Genomic DNA, 20697 nt, shown 5'->3' with positions numbered 1-20697 from the left:
CTCCAACGCCAGTAAGAGAGGCATACCAACATCTGGTATGCCTCTCCCTGCGAATTTCTTTTATATTATTCCGTCACAACTGTGGGAAAAATAATGAAATCACCTTCGGATGCCGGCATAATAGAAACATTTGTTTTAAAACTAGCATCATACTTTGTCGCTTCTGTCGGAACAGTGGCAGAGGTAAAAACGACACCTACAACTGCTTTTTTTGACTCGTTATAAATAAGATCATATTCATCTTCATTATATTCACCATCACGATCTGCATCTATCTGCACATTGGTAAGATACCCTGTCATACCATAAGCTTTAAATGATTCTTTCAAGTTAATGGTAACTTCATATGTACCATTCCCCAACTCAACATAAGTGGTATTCTCTACTGCCGCATTTCCCATAGACAGATTGCTGTCCGGTGCACTTGAATCGAATTTGTCATTTTTATACAGTTTTGTAACAAGTGTAGTGCTGTCCCCTTCGGCCGCAAATGTTGTAACCCCCATTGCCATTATCATAGTTGCTGCTGTACCAAATGCTACTAATTTCTTAAACATATCTTCCATCCTTTCTGCCGTAACGGCTATAAACCTTAATATTTTAGGGCATTCTTACGATAATAGTCATGGTTAGCTGACACTAACGCTTTTCCCTAAAAAAAAGCAGTGCTTGCCCGCCTGTCAAAAGCATATGCTTTTCAGCTCCATCGTATAGTTAGTTTTAACTACCCCGTGCTAAATATATAGCATATATTTCCAAATACTGTCAACTTCTTTTTTCCAAACCGTTCCCGTCCTGCACGGTTTTTTCCCTGTAAGTACAAGTGTTTTTGTCTCTTTTTAGTCTCTAAAAAAATTTCATATTTTAATTATTCTTATATCTATCCGGTTACATCCAGAAAAACAAAAGTGCCGTACTCTCCGGCATATGGGTTCTGCCTACATTGCAGGTCACCGTTACCGGAATCACGCCTTTGATTCTGCCCTCGTGTTTTCTCTGGAAGCGGCATGCATCCAGTGGAATTCTCAGCTTATCTTCCTTTACTTCTGCCTGACACAACATACCTTTATACTCATATTTCAGTGTTTCCAGATGCCCCAGCTTTTCTTCACCATCTGCCCGTGATTTGGCACTCATTTCACACACACGAAGTTCCAGCCAGCTCCCTCTCTTGTTATGCCGTATGGTTGCCGGTTTTTGAAAACCTCTGTCTGCCATGGAGATACTTATCTTATCCTCAGAATCCATTTTATAAAGTGCGAAGCATACATGCCACACTCCGTTTTCAAAGGTACTGGCCAGAAAATTTTTAGATACTGCTCCTCTTTTTTCAGCAATATATATCCGTCTCATCTCCTGGTCATTCCGCATCATTGACATCAATGTATGGTAACTCACATTTTCTATCAGATTCCTTACATTCTCAGCAACTTCCGCTTCCGGTTCTCCTATGCGCAGCAAATAGGCCTTTAATTCCTCTATAAGCTTTTTATACCCCCCAAGCCACGCTTTTCCTAATTTAGTAAACTCATAATCTTCTGTCAAATACCCTTTCTCACAGCAGAACTGCAGATAACGGCTGACCGGACTGTGGCTGACCCCGCAGGTTTTTGCGATCTGCATGATGCACCCTCTTTTTTTGTCAATTTTCTCCAGTTCCAAAAGATACTGAAGCTGCTGCATATTTGGACGGTTTTCCTGATTCAGATGCTCCTCTTTTCCCATTCCCAACTTTTCTCTCCTTTACCAGATGTGTACATTCAATTCCCGAATATCCTCTTCTTTTGGCTGCTGATCCCTGGGCGGGAAAGCAATCATACAGTCCCCTTCTGTCACCGGATCATCCGTGCAGACGGTAAATTTAAAAATATCTGAAGGTATCTGATACCCCTCTTTTGTTTTTTCTGCCTGTTTCCAGACCATATCTCCCCTGTACCAGACACCGCCTGTCTCTGCTTCGTCCTTTTCTTTCAGATAAAAATAACTTCCTGCACTTTTTACTTCCAAAGCAATCTTATCAGAAAACGAAAAAAATTCATTTGCCAGGATTCTTGGATATCTCTTCTTTGTATCATAGATACCCATATAAAACTCATACCATCCCTCCCGGTACATAGAATACAGATTGGCTTTGCGCATGACACGGTTATAGGTATCTCCATAATTCAAAAAGTTACAGATCTTCTTTGTAGCCTCATCACTCAGCACGTGTTCCATACGGCAGGCATCCTCCTCCGCCTGCTTTTCTTCCATTCCGATAAGCTGAAAAAACTGTGCAAGGCGTTCATGACGGAACCTGCATTCCGCTCCTTGTGATTTTCCAAATTCCGTCAGATAAAGCTCCTCTTTGTTATCCAGGCTATAAAGATAACCATGTTTTACCATCTGTTTTAGATAGTAATTCAACTCCCGCTTTGCCATATCAAGCTTACTGCACAGCTCCGAACTCGTCAGTCGGTTTCCATTTTGCTGCCATTCATAGAGTATTTCAAGGATATCCTCCTCCCGCTCCCCTTTGGAAGATGGGAAATTTTTCCCGATTTCTCCGTGAAAAATATCATTGGCGCTTTCTGTTTTCATATGTTTCTTTTCCTCTCCCGTATTTCTTTATGTAGTTAGTTTTTACTAACCGTAATCTTTAAAGAAAGAACCCGGTCTGCCGGATTCTTTACTTTGGTCTGGTTTTATTATAAGAAATTATTTGTTTATTTGTCAATGCTTATTTACTGTCTCATATTCATTCAAAATTTGTGCATTGCTATATTCCGGGTATTTATCCTGCAGTTCTGCGACTGTCTTAACAAATTCCTCCTCCACATCGAGCCAATGACAGATTGTTATTGCGGAAAGTTTCTTTCTCAACATTTTACGGATTATATTGACTTCTTCCTCCTTTATTCCTTCTGTCTTTCCTTCAATCTTTCCTTCCTCCTTAAACTCTTGTAATGCCCTGCACACACTGATCTCCTCCTTATCATTTTTTAGTTTTATATCCCTGCCCAACATTGTAAGCAAAGCTTTGCTGGCTTTTGCGGACAATTCCCCCAGTTCTTTCTCATGCTTCTTAACATATTGCATAAAATCCTTTTTATGGTTTCCACACCTTAATGTTTCTAATATCAATCTCCAGTCACCTGGAAATTTTCCTGGGTCTGTGTTCCTGGGTTCAATCAGGTGTACTTTATACCTTGGAAGATATTCCTTTAACTCTGCCGCATCATCCGGCAGACAGATCATCTCTTCCATGGTAAGGGGGCCATCCCAAGGGTTGTCTCCATAATAAAAAACAACACTAACCACTGGCATGAACGGTTCCCCCTTAGAAATACCTGACAGAAACTCGGCTGAAGATTTCAAATTTCCGTCTTTCTTATTCTCTTTCTGTTTTTTCTTCAATTGGTCAGCATACTGAACAGAATCATATAAGAGCATGCGTATTGGCATACCATAATGTATCTCACTCTGGTTCTCACAAATAAAGATTACATACATGGTGTTAAAATATGCCTGTTTAACTGTATCTCTTATCAAAGCCTTTTGATTTTGTCTGCCATCCGCTTCCCAGAAAAGCTGCATAGTAACAATAGGACAGGTCTGCGCATTTACTGCGCTGACCGTATGAACAGGTAGCGCCGGCAGGCATCCGGCCCATCGCGAAGCGATTTTTAATGGCTGGATGCGTAACAGTTCAGCTTGTTTGAACTGTTACGCTGCATGACCAATTCTCTCGGCAACGACTCTAAATACTCCGGCCGCAATACTTGTTTTCCTCCGAAAACAGCGCCATTTATAAAATCACAGAAAACATTAGGGTCCTCAAAATATGGCGTAATAATATTATCTTTTACTCCCATCTTTCCTCCTTATATACTTTTGATCCACTGGAAATCATCTGGCCGAACGGCCGGAATAGATAAATATGTATACTGCATGATGCAGAAATATGATGTCTCCAGAATATCATAAAGAGAAAAAAAGGACAAATGAACTTTCCATAAATTTTAATAACAATAAATAAAAGGTAACTGCACACTCCGTGCCCAGTAACACGCTTCGCGATGCACAGATATGGAGCATTCTGCCCCATATCGCGCTGGCTGCCTCGGGGTTTTCATGCTTCCGGCATGAAAACGCCTCCCGGTACAGTGGCTTGTGTACAGTAACAATAAAAGTACTTGTGTCTGTTCTAATATTAGTATATAATGCAACTATATATTTTGCAATACATTATTTACGCCTTACAGTGCAGTACTCGCTGCTGCATAAATTGCTGGATGCCCTTAGGTTATGCATTGTTATATTTAAACACTGTTATGTTTTTACGATGCAATATTTATTTCATACCAGGCCCCGGTCTCTTTCATCCTCATCTTCATCCCCATCTGTATGTTTCTCGGAGATTGGATGCCCTCCTGTTCCAGATAATGTTACAAACAAAAATCAGGAGTATCCATTCCCAACCGGGACCGAACTCCTGATTCTTATGTATTGCGCTGATCCATTTTTTCCTTTACAATCTGAACTCAGCCAAACCGGATTTAATAGGCCAGAATCCTGGCCGGATTATTTACCGTCATATTGCGAATCGCCAGGTCAGAGACCTCCCCGTATTTCTTCAGTGCAGGAACTCCGAATTTTGTCAGCCTGCAGTATCCCTCACCACCGAACTGCCTGCACATGGTCTTTACGCACATGTCAGTGCCAAGTACGATCTGGCGGCTGTATCCCTGCTGGATAAGACGTACGATCCCGGCCATCTTCATCCAGTCCGGAATGGGTGCGGTTCCCAACGCTTCCAGACCAATATCCCCGGATAAAAATTCCACTGAAAAGTTTGCTCCTTTATCCAGCACCCGTTTCGCCACATCCAGGTCAAGGCCCCATTTTTCCGGGTAGAGTACCATCTCCTTCATAGGTCTTTTTACAGTAGTCTCCATGTGGGCGATCACGATTTTCTCCGGATTCACGCCTTCTTCCATCAGTATCTCCACGATTTCACCCGGTGTACCCCCGTAAGCGTAATCCGGATGTACCGTGATGGACATGCCCGTGTCTTTCGCGGCCTGGCCGCCTGCTCTGAGCGCTTTCTCCTCTGCCTCTGTAAAATCATTTAGTGCAATTTTCACGCACCCCGGCTTTATGTCTGTGTGCTCAATTCCATTTTCAATCTCATCCATCACATGGTCGTAAAACTGGCGGATACTCCAGCCGTCATATTCTCGCGGCCAGGAGGACTCCACATAATAGCCGACAGCTGTAATGACATGAACCCCGGTCCTTTCTGAGATTCGCTTTACTGCCTCCACATCCAGGCGGATTCCGGGAACACTCAGCTCCACCATAGAGTCTCCGCCGGAGTCTTTATACTCCTGTACCTCCCTGGTCATGGCTGCTTCATCATTCAGATCCATGGCATCCCGTACCAGCGGAAAATTCCTTTTCAAAAACCCGATATTTTCCAGTGAGACTTTATCCTCATACTTCACCGGCAGGTCCGTGGGCATAGCCGGTCTACAGATTGCCCCCATATCCGCGCCGTTGAACATAATGTGTTCATGCATATCCGTAAATCCCAGCTCCTCCGGCGCAATATCCCCGCACACAGTTGTAATTCGTTTCATGAATGTAAAACCCTCCCATTTTTCAACCTGGCAGCAGTTTTTATGGGCTCTTTCTCTGCTGCTGCCGGATTCGTTTTCAAACACAGACTAACCCAGAAGTATCTTCTCTATCTGTTCTCTCTTCCCCGTCAGAGAGCCCTGCACCATAGGCGGTTTTCCTCCGCCTTTCCCGCTGCAGGCCTGATTCATCTCTTTTGCAAGCGCCACAATATCTCTGCCTAAACTGCCCAGGACATAACGGTATCCTTCCGAGTCACTGCCCACAAAAACACCACAGACACCCTCTGTGATCTCCATGGCATCATTGACAAAACGCCGCATGGCAGCCGGGTCCAGCTCCTCCTCAAATAAAAGTACAGCCTGTGTCCGGGGCTTCACCTCTGACAAACATCGTCTCAGATATTGTTCCTGAAGCCGCCTGATTTTTTCTTTCTGCCGGGTAATCTCTTCTTCCAGCCGGCAGACTGCCTGTACAACATCCTCCTGTTTCGCGGAAAGCCTGCACGATATGGCTGTCACGCTCTCCTCCTTTTGGTTGTAATCCTCCAGTGCCCGGAAACCGCAGAGCATGTTCACCCGCATCCCGCCTTTATAATGGATCGCCCCTGTCAGCTTAATGATCCCAACAGCCCCCGTTGTCTTTACATGGGGCGCGCAGCAGGCGCAGGTATCATATCCGGGAATGCGGACAATACGCACCTGTCCCTCAATTTCTATTTTACTCCGGTAGGCTATCTCCCCCAGTTCCTCCTCTGTGGGATACAGAACTTCTATGGGTACATCCTCAGCCACCGCCTGATTAGCTTCCCGTTCTATCATACAAAGCTGCTCTTTTGTGAGAGGGCCGTCATAGTCCATAGTCACCGCTTCATTTCCCAGGTGAAATCCTACATTGCGGTAACCAAAATGACGATTCACAAGCCCTGACACAATGTGTTCCCCTGTGTGCTGCTGCATTTTAGAAAAACGTTCCTCAAAATCCAGTACACCGGTGACAACAGCCCCTGTATCTGCAGGTTTATCTGTAAAGTGGATGACCGTTCCGTCTTTTTCTCCCACATCCAGGACTCGTATCTTCACTTCCCGGTCCCCGCTCTTGTTTAAAAGCAGCGTCCCTGTATCTGCGTACTGTCCGCCCCCTTCCGGGAAAAAGGCGGTTCTGTCAAGAACCACCTCATAATGGGCACCGCTTATATTTTCATTTACCTTTGGCAGCGGTCTGCAGGCCAGCACCTCTGCCTGAAACCTATCTGTCATACTGTCCCTGTAGAATAATTTGTCCGTCATGTTCAGTCTCCATATACACGGATCAGGGCGGAAACCTTATGTACCACACTCATTCCCTCAATGATCATCATAGCATCATTAAAATTGCCCTCCCTGACTTTTGAGGTCACAACAACGATCTCCGCCAGATCTCCGTCTTTATTTTTCTGTATCATCTGTGCAATACTCACATCATTATTGCCTAATACACTGGCAATGCTGGCAAGTACGCCCGGTCTGTCGTCCACCTGCAGACGCAGGAAAAAGCGGCTATCCATATCATCTGCCTTTTTCACAGGCAGTTCTTTATAACAGGTACAGCTTATCCTTCCGGTACAGCCGAACCGTATATTTCTCACAATGTCAAACACATCCCCAACAATAGCACTGGCTGTGGGCATCTCACCCGCACCCCGCCCGTAAAACATGGTATCTCCCACTGCATCTCCTCTTACAAAGACAGCATTGAAAGAGTCATTGACAGAGGCCAGGGGGTGGCTCTCGGAAATCAGCATGGGCTGCACCCGCACCTCAATTCCCGTCTCAGTATTCCTGGCAAGTCCCAGCAATTTGATCAGGCAGCCCAGTTCTTTCGCGTACCGGATATCTTTAGCCGAGATATGCGTGATGCCTTCTGTTGTCACATCGTCAAAGGTCACTCTGGAATTAAAGGCAATGGAAGCCATGATCGCCATTTTACGCCCCGCGTCATATCCTCTGATATCTGCTGTCGGATCTGCCTCCGCATAGCCAAGTTCTGTTGCCAGAGCCAAAGCCTCGGAAAATTCCATGCCTTCCTGGGTCATTTTTGTCAGAATAAAATTAGTCGTACCGTTTACTATGCCGATGACCTCCTGAATGTGGTTGCCGGCCAGGCACTGTTTCAATGGCCGGATAATAGGAATCCCTCCGGCCACTGCTGCTTCAAAAAGGAAATCGCACTGATGCTCTGCCGCACAGTCCAGCAGTTCTCCCCCATTGGAGGCCACTAAATCCTTGTTGGCGGTCACCACATGCTTGCCTGCACGCAGTGCCTCCAGAATATAAGTCCTTGCAGGCTCAAATCCGCCCATCACCTCAATGATGATCTCAATGGACGGGTCTTCTAAAACCGCCTTCCAGTCATTGGTGAGTACAGATGGGTCTTCCACCTTCGCAGCCGCTTTTTTTATGTTGCGGACCAGGATTTTTTCTACCCGGACCACGGCTCCGATTTTTTTCTCCATCTCCTCTTTCTGACTTTTCAGAACTTTATATACGCCGTTCCCCACGGTTCCAAGCCCCAGCAGGGCAGCTTTTATCACTTTTTCACTCATAACGATTCTTCTTTTTCCTCCGGCTCATCCTTTTTGGGCTTCACGACCTGTTCCACCCTTTCAATAAATCCCTTTTTCATCTTATTATTCCGCTTAAAGGCCTTGCTCCATCCTCCAATCTTATTGTATACCCAGAAGGAATGGACCAGAACTGCATTGACCTTGCCGATTTTGTCCTTGGTCGTCTTGTTGTAGATCTCACCGCCGCACGCAAACCTGGTGCCCTTGATGATCTCTGTGATCAGATCCGACTCACAGGTAACCGTGTCTGGCACTTCCATGTATGCCTTTCCCACACAGTCCGCTCTGTGGGCATCGCTTCCGCCTGTGCCTGTCAGATTGTACTTTTCCGCTAATTTTGCTGCTCTTTCATTGACTTCCATGGATTCACAGGCATTGAAGGTTTCAATAAAGTCAAATTCTTTTAAAATATCCGGATTTCTCTTATAAGCTTTTGCGTTCATAAAGCTCATGTATTTTTCCCCGCAGGGATGGGCCGGGCCCAGTATTCCCCCGTAGTTGTGCACTATGGGGATCAGCATCTGAATGGGAATCCCCCGCAGCTCCAGAAGACGCAGTTTGATGCTCTCCGGCATGATCACAATGATATGGCCTGCATCCAGCGTGTCGTATTCAATTCCTTTGAGTACAACAAAATCTGTGTATTTCTGGCCTTTGATATTCTTTTTCCAATAACGGAATCCCCCGTAAGAATCATGATCCGTCACAAGCATTCCGCCGAATCCCTGGTTTCTCAGCATACGGATATACTCCTCGATGCTTACTTTGCCGTCTATAGAGCCTTCTTTTGTATGGCAGTGCATGTCAATTTTCACGACAAAACATCTCCTTCCCAACACGCCGCAGCTTTTATATCAAAACTACAGCTTTAAAATTCTTCTCGCATTCTCCCCCAATATGGCTTTTTTCTCATCCTCTTTCATATTCATTTCCCGTATTCGTGATAAAAATTCCTTCTGACCGTCCCAGGGACTGTCTGTAGCAAATAAAATCTTATCCACGCCATGTTTTCTGGAGAGGCGGATAAAATGCTCATCCTCCATATGCCCCAGACTATAAGCTGTATCAAAGTAAAGCCTGCTGCCTGCCAGGTACTTTTCCACATCCTCCCAGCAGTTCCAGCCGCCCATATGCGCCATCACTAAAACGCCCCCGTCTATCTGGTCAAGTACATGCTCCACCCGCTTCGGCGTGCAGTGTACCACCTCCGGAAGCCCCACATCCACGCCTGCGTGTGCAATGACAATGAGTCCCCGCTCCGCTGCCCGGTCCATGATCTGCATGTAGCGGATATCATCAATAAATACGCGCTGATAATCAGGATGCAGTTTGATCCCCTTCAGACCCATATCTGCAATTTCATCCACTTCTGCTTTATAATTCTCCGTATCCGGGTGGATGCCGCCAAAAGAGAGGAATTCCCCGCCGCCCCGGAACTGCTCCGGAGTGATCTCTCTTGCATAGCGGTTGATGGATGAAAACTGCTGCGGTTTTGTTGCCACAGGCAGCACCACGGATATATCCACACCGGATTCCTCCATGGATTTTTGAAGTCCGTCCTTTGTTCCGTCTGTATACGCTTTGGAATCTGATGCCTTGGAAAGCTTTTCTATGGTTGCCCCGGCTATCTTATCCGGGAATATATGTGTATGGAAATCTATTATCATCTCTCTGGCCCCGCTTATTTGTTTTCCTTCTGGATCCCAAAACGTTTCAGCAGGTTCTCAAACTGTTCACTCATGACGATCAGATTAAAGCCCTGGGGATTTACCACAACGCCTTTTGCCAGAGGAATTAATATTTTGTCCAGATTTTTAAATTCTACCACCACTGCCTTGAACTTTTTCTCTTTGTTGAATTTGGAAAACTCACCGGGGTCTGTAAAAATGGGCTGGAACACATCGCCGTTTTTATTTTTGATATAGGGGACCTGAACGTTCTCTTCCTTACCTTCCTCCTGTTTCTCCACTGCCACCAGGAATTTGCTTTTCACCAGGTTGGCTGCCATCTCCTCCTCCAGCTCATTTAAACTCTCCTTCTCGGACATCTCCACGCCTCTTCTGAATTCCTGCATGAAATAAATGCCTGTAAGCTGAAGCTGCGGGTTAAACAGCGGTCTCTGATTCTCGGGAAGTTGGGAAAAATCCGGTCTTTTCACGATCTCCTCCAGATCAAATGCAGTTGTACTGTCCTTTTCCACAAACACCACTTCATTGACACCCAGTGTAAAGAGTGTGGAATAAAAGTTCAGAAAACTTTTGTTCTCCACTTTGATGGATGCCACCGGATTCTTCTGCTCCATGTATGGTTTTGCCTTTTCCTCCAGATCCTTGCTGTCTTCAAAGACCCACACCTGATCATTATATGTATCCGGATCGCAGATGATAAAAGGATTGTTGGTCCCTCTGGAAAAGAGCACGTAAAATGCTTCCATCTGCTGGATTTTCTTAATTGTTTCCATTCTTACTTTGTCCATGGTTCTATGTTCTCCTGTTGTGTTATATTTTTGTAACTGGGAAGCTACTGAACAGTTACGTGTTTTTTAACAGCAGGCTGCTGTCAGCTTTTTCTTCTTTTAGTATACACCCAAATCCTGTTCTTGTCCTCTTAAATTTGCATTTTGCTGTCCTAGAAAGCCTCTGTGGGAAGGTCACAATTCCAGCACCTGACCGGTCTCAGCCCAAATACAGGAATCCCCAAATGCGGATGCCATCCTTCCCGCAGCCCTTTTTCCCGTGCAGTGGACAGGGATAAGAACAGGAATCTCCATGTCCCTCAAACTCCGAATGGTATCTGTGATCCGCTTTTCCCCCGCACTTCTCAGATGCATACCGGCCAGTACACTGTAAACAGGCATATCCGGCAGAACTTCCTTGGCCCGCAGGATACCGTTGACGACGCCTCTGTGGCTGCAGCCCATGAAGAGACAGAGTCCCTTTTTTGTACACACAGCCAATATCTGTTCGTCCTCCATCTCGTCGGCCCGCCAGCATGTGCCTGTGCCGTTCTTATCCTGTATCCAGAACCCGGCAGGCCGCTCCTCGAAATTCGTGCGGTATGGTATATTTCCGATCACCCAGAATCCGGGCGCTATCTCCCTGGCGTCCCCGGTAAATCGGACATCCGCCTTCCAGCTCTCATGACTGCCTGACATACCGATATAATGCCTGTCCTTTTGTGTGCCGCTGTATTTCCTTTCAAAAGCACTCTTTTGTATGTACACAGGAGGCAGTCTGCGGCTGCCGTCCAGATATTCCATGCCTCCGCAGTGGTCATAATGCCCATGGCTCAATATAATGCCGTCAAGGTCTTCCAGATGTACTCCCAGGGTTTTGGCATTTTTCAAAAACACGTCACTCTGTCCGGTATCCATCAAAAATTTTCTGTCACGCTCCTCAATGACAACGGACAGCCCATGTTCTGCCAGAAGTCCCTGCCTGTAAACTGTATTTTCATTTAATATGGTAATCTTCATATACCTTCTCCCCCAGCTTCAAAACGGTCATGCAGGTACCTTTACTGCAAGGAGGGCATGGGGAAGGTCTGGAATCCGTATTCTGCCTCCCCGTTATCCCATTTTGCCATCACGCTGTAAATATATCCCGGTTCTGCCTGCATAACACTGCCTTCTTCCTCTTTTGTGACCGTTACAGCCTCACCGTACTGTTCTGCCTCGGATACCTCTGTCTGTCCCTGCATAGAGGATTCATAGCGTGTCACGGTTATCTCTTCCGGTTCCTTTGAGAAGATAAGTTTTACATCCGTGTGCTCCGGTATTTTTATCTCCTCATATTCGTTCCACTGCAGAATAAACGCTGCATCTGTTGTTTCGCTGACGGTCTCACCGGCCTCATTCTCATATTCCCAGCGGTATCCGCCTGTGGTGTTCACAGCAGCGGTAACCACGGCCTGAGGCTGGCTGTATTCCAGGTTTAAAAACGGCAGAGCCGAAGCCTCTTCCTGGTAGCTGAATTGTTTTAAAAGTTCCCCGTATTGTTCCAGAAGTTCCTGATTCTGCTTTTGGATCCGCACAATTTTGGTAATGCCCGGATACTGTCCCGGATAAGACATGGTCATAATGCCGTTGCCGTAGATCTTCACCACATCGCCATTCTCCAATTCCCACGGTTCCAGTTCCTCTCCCTGTTCGTCTGTAATACTGCCCTCAAGCGGTCCCGTGAACGGGGTTTGGTTCCGGGTATCCACAAACAGATAATTTCCCACTGTTTCACCGCTGCCGTCCCGTAAAAACAAAGCTTCCAGGGCTGTATCCTCTGCCTCTTTCTCTCTTTTTTCCTTCCCGATCCAGAAAACCGAAACAGCCGCAGCAGCAGCCAGTACACCTATCACTGCAATTACAACAATCGTCTTTTTTTTCATGGCGTTTTCCTTTCCTGTTTATACTTCATATTATACCCTAAGTTTCCGTTTATTCCAATGACAGATATAACCATAAAAAGCACAAAGCCTGCAGCTCCGGTTTAGCCGGAATTTGCAGGCTCTGTGCCTTTGTTTAAAAAGGTTGGTGATTCCTTTATTGATATGCGAATCCTCCGTTGTGAGTGACTTTTGCTTTATAAAGCGCTTCATCCGCTGCTTTTGCAAGGGAAATGTAAGTGTCGCCGTGTTTGGCGATCACGGCGCCGGCGGATAACGTGATGGACGGCATATTACGCCGCTTTGCCTCTTTTCCTAAGGTGTTGTTAATGTCCTCCATGATCCTTTTTGCAACGGAGTGATCCGAGGTATTGGCAACAAAAATCGCGAATTCATCACCGTGAAGGCGGGAAGCCAGATCCACGGTCCTGATTCGTCCGATGATCATCTGTGCTGTCAGTTTGATCACTTCATCCCCAACGCTGTGTCCGTAATTGTCGTTGATACTTTTAAAATGATCCCCGTCTATCATGACCAGAATGCCGCTCTCGCCCTCCTCCATATCTTCCAGGGCCATTGAAATTTCTTTGCGGAAAGACTTGAAATTCATCATTCCGGTCAGATCATCCACTGCTGCCGCCTTCTGGGCTGCGCTCAGGGCAATCTCAAGCCTTCTCTGGGTCTGCCCCAGTTCCACGTAAGCATCCCTCAGTTCCCGGTTTTTTATCCCTTTGCTGACACGTCCCATCACATAAATGAGCAGAAGTTCTGTCAGAAGAAGGGGAACCAGCCACACGGTCGCCCTCTCCCCATAAAAATACAGCGGAAAGAGGAGTGCTCTTTTCCGCTGCATTTATGAGTCGATTATTTACATACCTCTTCGTAAAGATTCCTTCCCCGGGAATCAATAACCACGATAACAGGGAACTTTTCCACCTCCAGCCTGCGGATGGCCTCTGTGCCCAGATCATCATATGCAATGACTTCTGCCTTCTTGATACATCTTGACAGCAGCGCGCCTGCCCCTCCCACAGCTGCGAAGAATACGGCGCCGTTTCTGACAATGGCATCTGTAACCTCTTTTTTTCTTTTACCCTTGCCGATCATGCCTGTAAGTCCCAGGTCAAGAAGCCTGGGGGCGTATTTATCCATACGGCTGGCTGTAGTAGGGCCTGCGGAACCGATGGGACGGCCTTCCCGCGCGGGTGTTGGACCCATGTAATAGATCACATTGCCCTCCATCTCAATGGGAAGCTTCTCCCCTCTGTCAAGGGCCTCATCCATGCGGAGATGGGCCGCATCCCTTGCCGTGTAAATGGTGCCTGTTATGTACACATAATCGCCTGCCTGAAGCGTTTTTACTTCTTCCCTGTCAAGCGGTGCATTTAAATATCTATCCATGACGGAACCTCCTAGTCATTATTCCCTGCCACTGTCCCGGCAGGTGTTTTCCCCAAGGGGATACTGCGCCATGCGCAGCAAAATCCGGGACTGCGCCATGCTAAAATCAGATCGTCCTTACCATATGCCTGTTTACATGGCAGCAGATATTCACTGCCACAGGCAAGCCTGCAATGTGGGTGGCATATGTATTGATGTTCACCGCAAGTGCTGTGGTGTCACCGCCAAGTCCTGCAGGTCCCAGGCCAATTTCATTGATCTTTGCCAGCAGTTCCTCCTCCAGTTCTCTGATATGTTCCAGTTCCGAATGGGTCCCCACTTCTCTTGTGAGAGCTTTCTTTGCCAGGATGGCTGCCTTCTCAAAGGTGCCGCCAATACCCACGCCCACAACTACGGGGGGACATGCGTTTGGCCCGGCTTCTCTCACGGCGCTGACAATGGCATCCTTCACACCTTCCACGCCATCCGCGGGCTTCAGCATATAGATCTTACTCATATTCTCACTGCCGAAACCTTTAGGTGCCACAGTGATCTCCACCTGGTCTCCCGGCACCAGTTCATAATGGATAATGGCAGGGGTATTGTCCTTTGTATTCACCCGAAGGAGCGGATCTCCCACAACGGATTTGCGCAGGTATCCCTCCTCATATCCTCTGCGGACCCCTTCATTCACAGCCTCTTCCACACTGCCGCCTTCAAAATGGACATCCTGGCCAATTTTCAGGAAAACCACCGCCATGCCCGTGTCCTGACAGATGGGGATCATGTCCTTGCCCGCTATATCCAGATTTTCCAATAGCTGTCCCAAAATCTGTTTTGCCAGGGGTTTTGTCTCTTTTGCACAGGCAGTCTTCATTGCCTTGTCCATATCCGGGGCAAGATAGTGATTGGCCTGAATACACATCTCTTTGATGTTATCTGTTAAAAGTTCAACGTTTACACTACGAACCATGCCTTTCTCCTCCAAATCTTATTGCTTCCCTGCTCAGCTTAACTGCTGCTTTACATCAATGCGGTTAAAGTCTGATAAGTCCTCAGACCTATGCTTGCCAATAAGCCCCACCAGCATGTAATACCCGGTTCTGGGGTCAATGGGAAAGTCTTTTACCAGGGTGAAATCTTCTATCTTTCCTGTGCTGGACACATGCATCCGCGGCCCCAGGCATTCCAGGACCATCTCGCCGATCTGCACGTGGTTCTCATCATAGTAAGATACGGATAAATCCTGTTTTACCGCATCCTTCACTTTTTTCTCCAGCTCATATAAGTCCACATCCGGTTTTTCCTCAAACTCCAGCACAAACCCGTGGCGCACGTCGGAGCGGGGGCCGTCCTGGGCATATCCGTCACCCATGTAATACACGCACAAGTCCTCCAGGGTGTGGGCCATCTTTCTGTATTTTACGGATTTGTGCACAATGTTGGCTATGTTCTCCGGCAGGGGGCCGAACATATTGGGCCTGGTGATGATGATCTCCTCGCCGATTCCCACAAGCAGGTCCGCGTTTCTGTGGAGCAAAGGATAGATCAGGTCAAAATGCTCCACAATAACCTGCTTTCCGTGATTGGCTGCATCCAGGATCGTGTCCGCCAGCACATGCATCTGGGTAAATGCTGATTCAAAGCGGATGTCCAGATGATAGGTGTGGGGGGAAAACGGGTCCGTCAGATCCTCATGTAGAAGGGGCAGGGGCCTGATGTTCACACCCTCATCGTCATTCGTCAGGTCAATACCGGGAAACATGCCTTTGATGAGCAGGCTCTTGCCCGCCCCGGCATCTCCTATGATCCCTATAATGTGGTCAAAAGGGCTTAAATACATCTGGCTGAGCTGCATTCCCAAATCCGCCATCCTCCGGTTTCCTCTGGGTGCAAAATAAAAGCTGTACAGGTTTCCTTCCTGCATCTGTTTTGAATATGCCATAGACTCTTCCTTCCCAAAATGCTGAAACAGCCGGACCATCTGGCAGGCAGAAGCCCGCCAAATGGTCTGGCATGTAAATAAAGTTTCATTTAATTATCTTGATTTTTTTGCATTTCTCAGTGCAATGATCCTCTGCATTTCATTATAGACAATCATGTAACCCTCGTCAACACCCATACCCGGTTTTGCAAGGATCTGATCCGGTTTGGTCGCCATTGCGCAGTTCACGCAGACCTGTGCGGAACGGTCTGTCTCATTGCAGGTACCTCCCTGGTATGCGCCGAAGCCTTTTTCCTTACAGTAGAGGACAGCTTCCACAATGTTGTTGATGCCGCCAAGGTCAGGTGTTTTGATCTGAGCCATATGGCCTGATTTATTGTCTGCAAAGTATTTGACATCCTCCAGGGTGTTGCACCATTCATCGGCAACCAGCTCCACGTCAATGCCTCTTCTGTCCACTTCTTCTCTCAGTCCTTTTAAGCAGAGCATCTGTTTTTCTCTCTCCTCTGCGTCCATAGGTCCTTCAATCCTCAGATGGAACGGTTTTGCAGCCTCCTCCAGCTCTGCCAGATAATCTGCCATAGCTGTATAGTTATCCACGCCGAAGATAGCGCCGATGGTGCCGTATACGTCAATGTGGAATACAGGCATGTAATTCTCGTCATTGCGCAGCTTCAGCACACGGTCACTGAGCCATTTTACATACTCTTTTAAGAGTTCGCCGTGTTCACCCAGCTTTGTCTTCACGTTATTGATCAGGGCATGAGGCATAACCGCAGCACCCTTTAAGATCATCTTGTCAGAGTTGTCATATCTGTTGTCACCTGACTGGGTGAAGATGGGGATCGGCTCCTCGGATACTGTGGTGCCGTACTCATCTGCCACAACCTCACACATCAGTCTGTTGGAGGATTTTGCAACCGCGTCCAGGATAGCCTGGCTCACACCGTAGCGGATGGCTGTGTGCAGCCTTTTTCCGTCCACCTGCAGGTTTTCCAACATTGCACAGAGGTCTTTAAAGCTGTCTGCTTCCCTGCCTACCAGCTCCGGTTTGATGTATTTTTCAATGATCGGGATAAAGTCCTCAGCTAAGAACAGCGGATCTCTTCCGCCTGCACCGGAATACTGAACAGCCGCACAGTCTCCCCATGCGATCTGTCCGTCCTCCAGGATCAGCATGACGGAGATTGCTTCCCCTGCCTGTCTTACAGATTTGAATCCGGGTGTTACAGTCTCGCCAAAGTATGCGGAACCGTCTGCCACAGCACCCTTTTTGATCGCTCTCTGGTCGTCAAAGAAAAAACCTGTTCTTGCTTTGGAACAAACAACATCTATAATTTTCATGATACACTTCTCCTATTATTGTGATTTTCCGGTTACGGTTCACAGCCCTGCAAAAAGCACAGTTCTGTGAACCGTAACACGATTTGCGATACACGGATATGGAGGATTTAGCTCCATACGGCGCTGACTGCCTCCGGATCTATCTTATTTCGGCTTTCCAACCAGTCTGCCTTTGCTGATCGCATATACATCATCGATGACCATCTGGAAGGACGCTTTTCTCTTCTCCATCTTTGCCCTGTGCTCGATCTTGCCCTGGTTGAAGTCTTTGAGCTCTCTTGGCAGCGGCACGTTGGCTACATTCAGGTAACGCACAGCGCCTTCAAAATCACGGGCTGGCAGCATTTTGCCTGCATTGTACTTGCTGGGTGCGAACGGAATATCCAGCACGCCTGCTTTTACTCCGCGGATAGCGCCCAGTGCCAGGTCGCCCATGCCAAGTTCAAAGCATTTGTCAACAATTGCGCAGGTCTCCCCTTTGATAATGGCTTTTTCAAGCTCTAAGGCAGAGCTTTTCAGTTCCTGGTCTGCCAGCAGGGAGATGGCCTGTTTTGTACAGCGGAGTCCCTGTGCATTGGCCTCCATTGTGGGAACGCCCATTGCCTCGTGAGGTGTCTTAACAATAACTTTTGTGGCTTTTGCCAGAGCTGCCACGGAGCTTCCCCAGGAGATAACCGCAAATGCCTTGGACTCATCCTGCGGGAAACCGCCCATCCACTGGTGGAGTACAGAAGTAACGGTCACATCCTCATAGCCGTATTTATCCAGGTACTCTTCTGTCAGTTCCTCCAGAACCCTTAAAGCCGCAACGTCCTGTACCAGGTTACCGCACTGGCCGTAGCCAACGGTCACATTCTTTACGCCCTGCTCTGCCGCAAGCATGGCCTCAATGATCGCCACTGCATTGGACATGGAAGGCGGAACCAGTGTTCCGGTCAAAGGTCCGTAAGGCTCACGGTTGATGGAAACGCCTGCCTCCTCATAGATGCCTGTCAGACGGTCCACATACATCCAGTCATAGATGGTCCTCTCCAGGGGCACATCTTTGGCGTAAGGAATATTGTAGGAGATACCGCCTCCTTCATAGCTGGTGAATCCGCCTGCATAGCAGATCTCTGTCAGCAGTCTGGCATCCGGTGTGCCATGGCGTACCTGTACCGGAGTATCCAGATTTTCAATGATGGAACGGCAGCCGAATACGCCGTGGTTTACAGCCGGAAAACCGTTCAGCATGGATTTCTGTGTGTGGATAGATTCCTTGATCCCCACTTCAGCCTCCTCGTAGCGGTTCTGACGGGTATAGGAGTCAATGGTGGTCGGCAGCAGATCTGCTTCGCCCTTGTCCTGTAAATACTGAAGCAGCTTGATATGTTCGTCGATCAATGCTACACCGGCTCTCGGCTGGATCAATGTCTTTCTCTCTTTTTTGGCATTTGCCAGTTTCCGTGAAAAGCTCTTGCTCTCCGGCATCGCTTTATGGTAATCAACAGCTTCCTCGAAATTTACTTCTTTTCCGGTAGGCCACTGTTCCATAACCTCTTTCCGTATTCCATAGAACTCATCATCAGATAATTTCTTATTCCTTATGTCCATAATAAGCAATCTCCTTCTTCATGATTTCCAGAGCAGCCTGTGGGTACTGTTTTGAGAGCAGTCCCATGGCAGCCAGGATATACTTTCTATCCACTAAGATTTCCGCCTTTTCCGGCCTTAACGAGGCAGGATCGCTTTCATCAAATAGTGCGTGCTCTGCAATTTCTTCCGTATGTTTTGCGTGGATCAGTGCGCCCCCCGTAACTACCACGTATTTTACCCGGCGCAGATCCTTTCCGCTCTGGACATAGGTCAGACCGCAGGGGGTATAGACCTGTTCCAGAGAACCGGCATGACGGGCAACCGCGGTCTCCACGGCAGCACATGCCAGTGCATAGTCCATTTTTTCCATCTCTTCGCTGTCAGGTATGTAATCCGTATGGTGCTCCAGATAGTCCACAAGCTCGTTTACCTTGTTCCGGGCAAGTCCCGAAATCTTTGCCAGCTTTCTGTCTCCCGCTGCCTCCATGATGCCCCTGACGCTGTAACGCATTCCAATGTCACCCTCAACGGTACGCTTGGTGTAAGGCTCCTGCAGTCCTTTGATGACTGTCATGGTATTGGCCGGACTTCCGTCAGCAACAGAATATACATCTGTGGTGGCACCGCCCAGATCCACCCCCACCAGTTCCCCGATCCCCGGGATCTCGTCCCAGCCGTCTGAGAGAAGCTCCATGGCTGTCAGCATAGCCGACGGGGTGGGCATGATAATGCCGGACATCAGATCCATGGCCTGGGTCAGTCCTTTTCCCTGCACAATACGGTTCAGGAAGATTTCCCGTATCTGCTTCTGGGTCGGTTCAATATTTAACTCACCCAGCCTTGGCATTACGTTTTCGCAGATATAGGTGGTCCTTCCCTCCAGAATCTCTTGACAGTCGTCCGCACAACAGCGGTTGCCCGCGATCACGATGGGGCAGTCATAGCTAAGCCCGGCAAGCATCTTTGCATTGTATAGGATGCATTCCGTATTGCCGCCGTCTGTTCCTCCGGTAAGCAGGATAATATCGGGATGGTACTCCTCAATCTCCTTCATATCGCCCTTGGTGAGCTGGAAGGAGTAAGTCTTCCAGACCTTTGCACCTGCTCCCAGGGAAGCCTCCCTGGACGCCTGGGCCGTCAGCTCCGGAACCAAGCCGCAGGAAATCATCTTCAGTCCGCCGGCTGCACTGGAGCAGGCATACGTCTCTGCAAATTCCAGATGGCCTGTGGTCTTCTCCATAACCTCTATGGCATCATGAAGACCGTTGTTGATATCTGTCTCTACTGTTGTATACGCTGCCGCCGTTCCCAGAATCTCACAATTCTCCACGTCAACAGCAGTCACTTTGGTGTTGGTGCTTCCAAAGTCCACCAAAAGCACTGGTTTCATGATATATCGCCCCTTTTACTCTGCTGCCTTACGTTCTTCTTCCGGTACGCCCAGGTCTTCATACAAAGCTGTGATGGTAGTCTCCGGTGTGGTTCCCGGCCCGAATACGCGGTCAAATCCCATGGCCTTAAAACGCCTCTCAACCTCATCAAAAGGCTGTTTTCCGACCACAATGTTGCCTCCCACATACAGGAGGATCCCTTTTAATCCGGCCTCATCACATTTGTCGCGGAGACCTCTGCAGTCCAGCTCTCCGTGTCCGTAGAGAGAGGAAACCATGATGCCGTCAGCATTGGTCTCGATCGCTGCTGCGATATACTCTTCCTGGGAAACCATAACCCCCAGGTTGACCACCTCAAATCCTGCACCCGTAAATGCATGTTCCAGAATACTGATGCCTACTGCGTGTACATCGGCTCCGATAACGCCAATGACTAATTTTTTCTTATCCACTGTAAACCG

At 47.8% G+C, this 20697-nt stretch carries 21 protein-coding genes; all 21 read right to left on the bottom strand.

Going from position 1 to position 20697, the window contains the following annotated elements; genetic code table 11:
- Window positions 1–65: 65 nt before the first annotated feature.
- Window positions 66–557, bottom strand: a complete 492-nt coding sequence (locus tag C6P39_RS20615; protein WP_104805033.1) for a hypothetical protein — start codon at window positions 555–557, stop codon at window positions 66–68.
- A gap of 331 nt (window positions 558–888) precedes the next feature.
- A complete protein-coding gene (locus tag C6P39_RS20610) occupies window positions 889–1731 on the bottom strand; it encodes a hypothetical protein (protein ID WP_158661646.1) in 843 nt (280 codons plus the stop codon).
- 12 nt (window positions 1732–1743) lie between these two features.
- Entirely contained in the window at window positions 1744–2580 is an 837-nt protein-coding gene (locus C6P39_RS20605) for a metal-dependent transcriptional regulator (protein WP_104805031.1), read from the bottom strand.
- A gap of 132 nt (window positions 2581–2712) precedes the next feature.
- On the bottom strand, window positions 2713–3492 hold the full coding sequence (locus tag C6P39_RS20600) for an Rpn family recombination-promoting nuclease/putative transposase (protein ID WP_278278005.1): 780 nt from the start codon (window positions 3490–3492) through the stop codon (window positions 2713–2715).
- Between the two features lie 173 nt (window positions 3493–3665).
- Entirely contained in the window at window positions 3666–3854 is a 189-nt protein-coding gene (locus C6P39_RS20595; RefSeq protein WP_104805029.1) for a hypothetical protein, read from the bottom strand.
- A 684-nt stretch (window positions 3855–4538) separates the two neighbouring features.
- A complete protein-coding gene (locus tag C6P39_RS20585) occupies window positions 4539–5621 on the bottom strand; it encodes a phosphotriesterase family protein (RefSeq protein WP_104806002.1) in 1083 nt (360 codons plus the stop codon).
- 87 nt (window positions 5622–5708) lie between these two features.
- Complete coding sequence (locus C6P39_RS20580; protein ID WP_104805027.1) at window positions 5709–6908, bottom strand: alanyl-tRNA editing protein; 1200 nt, start codon at window positions 6906–6908, stop codon at window positions 5709–5711.
- A gap of 2 nt (window positions 6909–6910) precedes the next feature.
- The gene (locus C6P39_RS20575; protein WP_104805026.1) at window positions 6911–8203 is read right to left on the bottom strand and encodes a homoserine dehydrogenase; all 1293 of its coding nucleotides are present in this window, start codon (window positions 8201–8203) and stop codon (window positions 6911–6913) included.
- Entirely contained in the window at window positions 8200–9039 is an 840-nt protein-coding gene (locus C6P39_RS20570; RefSeq protein ID WP_104805025.1) for a CehA/McbA family metallohydrolase, read from the bottom strand. The genes C6P39_RS20575 and C6P39_RS20570 overlap by 4 nt, the downstream gene beginning before the upstream one ends.
- A gap of 45 nt (window positions 9040–9084) precedes the next feature.
- Window positions 9085–9891 (bottom strand): amidohydrolase family protein, encoded by an 807-nt coding sequence (locus C6P39_RS20565; protein ID WP_104805024.1) that lies wholly within the window; start codon window positions 9889–9891, stop codon window positions 9085–9087.
- Window positions 9892–9905: 14 nt separating this feature from the next.
- On the bottom strand, window positions 9906–10700 hold the full coding sequence (locus C6P39_RS20560; protein WP_095175217.1) for an SseB family protein: 795 nt from the start codon (window positions 10698–10700) through the stop codon (window positions 9906–9908).
- A 174-nt stretch (window positions 10701–10874) separates the two neighbouring features.
- Window positions 10875–11699, bottom strand: coding sequence for an MBL fold metallo-hydrolase (locus C6P39_RS20555; protein WP_104805023.1), 825 nt, complete (start codon window positions 11697–11699; stop codon window positions 10875–10877).
- 41 nt (window positions 11700–11740) lie between these two features.
- Window positions 11741–12604, bottom strand: a complete 864-nt coding sequence (locus C6P39_RS20550; RefSeq protein WP_104805022.1) for a hypothetical protein — start codon at window positions 12602–12604, stop codon at window positions 11741–11743.
- A gap of 154 nt (window positions 12605–12758) precedes the next feature.
- Window positions 12759–13397 (bottom strand): GGDEF domain-containing protein, encoded by a 639-nt coding sequence (locus tag C6P39_RS20545; RefSeq protein ID WP_242987092.1) that lies wholly within the window; start codon window positions 13395–13397, stop codon window positions 12759–12761.
- Between the two features lie 68 nt (window positions 13398–13465).
- Window positions 13466–14002 carry a Fe-S-containing hydro-lyase gene (locus tag C6P39_RS20540; RefSeq protein ID WP_095175213.1) on the bottom strand — a complete coding sequence of 179 codons (537 nt, stop codon included), beginning with the start codon at window positions 14000–14002 and terminating at the stop codon, window positions 13466–13468.
- A 106-nt stretch (window positions 14003–14108) separates the two neighbouring features.
- Window positions 14109–14954 carry a fumarate hydratase gene (locus tag C6P39_RS20535; protein ID WP_104805020.1) on the bottom strand — a complete coding sequence of 282 codons (846 nt, stop codon included), beginning with the start codon at window positions 14952–14954 and terminating at the stop codon, window positions 14109–14111.
- A 33-nt stretch (window positions 14955–14987) separates the two neighbouring features.
- Complete coding sequence (locus C6P39_RS20530) at window positions 14988–15926, bottom strand: alanine-tRNA synthetase second additional domain-containing protein (RefSeq protein WP_065542295.1); 939 nt, start codon at window positions 15924–15926, stop codon at window positions 14988–14990.
- A gap of 93 nt (window positions 15927–16019) precedes the next feature.
- The gene (locus C6P39_RS20525; RefSeq protein WP_095175212.1) at window positions 16020–17270 is read right to left on the bottom strand and encodes a methylaspartate ammonia-lyase; all 1251 of its coding nucleotides are present in this window, start codon (window positions 17268–17270) and stop codon (window positions 16020–16022) included.
- Window positions 17271–17414: 144 nt separating this feature from the next.
- Window positions 17415–18863: a methylaspartate mutase subunit E gene (locus tag C6P39_RS20520; protein WP_095175211.1), complete on the bottom strand. Its 1449-nt coding sequence runs from the start codon at window positions 18861–18863 to the stop codon at window positions 17415–17417.
- Window positions 18847–20235, bottom strand: coding sequence for a methylaspartate mutase accessory protein GlmL (gene glmL / locus C6P39_RS20515; RefSeq protein ID WP_104805019.1), 1389 nt, complete (start codon window positions 20233–20235; stop codon window positions 18847–18849). The genes C6P39_RS20520 and glmL overlap by 17 nt, the downstream gene beginning before the upstream one ends.
- 15 nt (window positions 20236–20250) lie before the next feature.
- Window positions 20251–20688 carry a methylaspartate mutase subunit S gene (gene glmS / locus C6P39_RS20510; RefSeq protein WP_095175209.1) on the bottom strand — a complete coding sequence of 146 codons (438 nt, stop codon included), beginning with the start codon at window positions 20686–20688 and terminating at the stop codon, window positions 20251–20253.
- Window positions 20689–20697 lie beyond the last annotated feature (9 nt).

It is taken from the genome of Blautia marasmi, from assembly GCF_900258535.1.
Taxonomy (GTDB): Bacteria; Bacillota; Clostridia; order Lachnospirales; family Lachnospiraceae; genus Blautia; species Blautia hominis.
Note: the sequence above shows the minus strand (reverse complement) of the source record. Positions and strands in the feature narration are given on the sequence as shown.